The organism is Streptomyces sp. NPDC002130, from assembly GCF_040296465.1.
Lineage (GTDB): Bacteria > Actinomycetota > Actinomycetes > Streptomycetales > Streptomycetaceae > Streptomyces.
This window is the reverse complement of record NZ_JBEOXI010001202.1, coordinates 1-1079: the sequence shown is the minus strand read 5'-3', so window position 1 is coordinate 1079 and position 1079 is coordinate 1. Positions and strand designations below refer to the sequence as shown.

The window sequence follows — 1079 nt, the reverse complement described above, 5'->3', positions numbered from 1 at the left end:
AAGCGGACAGTCCGAAGATGATCGTCATCAGTCCGAGCAAGGTTCGGAAGATCGGAATGATTGCTCGTCCGGATCTCTGGTGCTTTATCCACTCGTAGTCGTGCGGTTCGTTGAACCATTCGTAAAGTGTTCGCCAAGAACTGTGCCCCTCGGAGGCGATGACAGGGCTCGGCATGCTGTCCATTTTGCCTTGAAATCGAACAAAGAGAAAATCTTTGCTCGATCGGTTTCACCGTTTTGAATGTTTTCGGGGAGAAAGTGCAACCGATCGAGCAGAGAGTTCACTCGATGCTTGTTTCAGACGGTGTCCGCAGCGCTGTGCGCGTTCTCGGAGGCGGTGGCGAACGATCCGGTTTTTCGCGTACGAGACTTTCTCACGCCGTATGCGACGAGGATGACGCTGAGGGAGACCAGGCTTTGGACGAATTCCGCGCGCGTGGGTTCGTTGAGACCCATTCCCACCAGGATCACGAGAATCAGACCAGTGACCACTATCGGCAGGCCGGGATACAACCAGACACGGAATTTCAGAATCTCGGGGCTTTCGCGTTCCCATCGGCGACGGAGGCGTAGTTCGGATACACAGATCAGGATGTAAACGAACAAACAGATTGCGCCGGAAGAATTCACGAGGAACAAGAAGATCGTGTCCGGCCAGATGTAGCCGGCCGCGATACAGAAGTAACCGGCCACGGTGCAGGCGAGTACGCCCTTCACCGGCACGCCGCGGCTGTTGGTCCGCGTCATCCAGGCCGGGGCGTCGTTGTAGACCGAGAGCGCGAAGAGCATCCGCGACGCCGTGTACAGGCCGGAGTTGAGGCAGGACAGCACTGCGACCAGAACTACGAGGTTCAGAATGTCAGCAGCGCCGGGAATTCCGAGCAGGTCGAGGGCGGAGATGAACGGAGAATCGCCGACGACGAACGAATCCCACGGCAGCATCGTCACGAGGAGGAAGGTGGCGACAACGAAGAAGGCGAGAATACGGAAGACGACGGTGTTCGTGGGCCACGGCACGCTCCTCGTCCGGCCGGCCCTCGATGGACAGCGGCATCGCGCCCAGCCCGACCGCACTCACC

The 1079-nt window shown here is 58.5% G+C and carries 1 protein-coding gene and 1 pseudogene; both read right to left on the bottom strand.

Going from position 1 to position 1079, the window contains the following annotated elements; all coding sequences use genetic code 11:
- Positions 1-297: 297 nt before the first annotated feature.
- The gene (locus tag ABT116_RS49635) at positions 298-1017 is read right to left on the bottom strand and encodes a hypothetical protein (RefSeq protein ID WP_351648314.1); all 720 of its coding nucleotides are present in this window, start codon (positions 1015-1017) and stop codon (positions 298-300) included.
- Positions 989-1078, bottom strand: a pseudogene (locus ABT116_RS51295) (aldo/keto reductase); the annotation flags it as partial. The pseudogene ABT116_RS51295 and the gene ABT116_RS49635, both read right to left, overlap by 29 nt.
- Position 1079 lies beyond the last annotated feature (1 nt).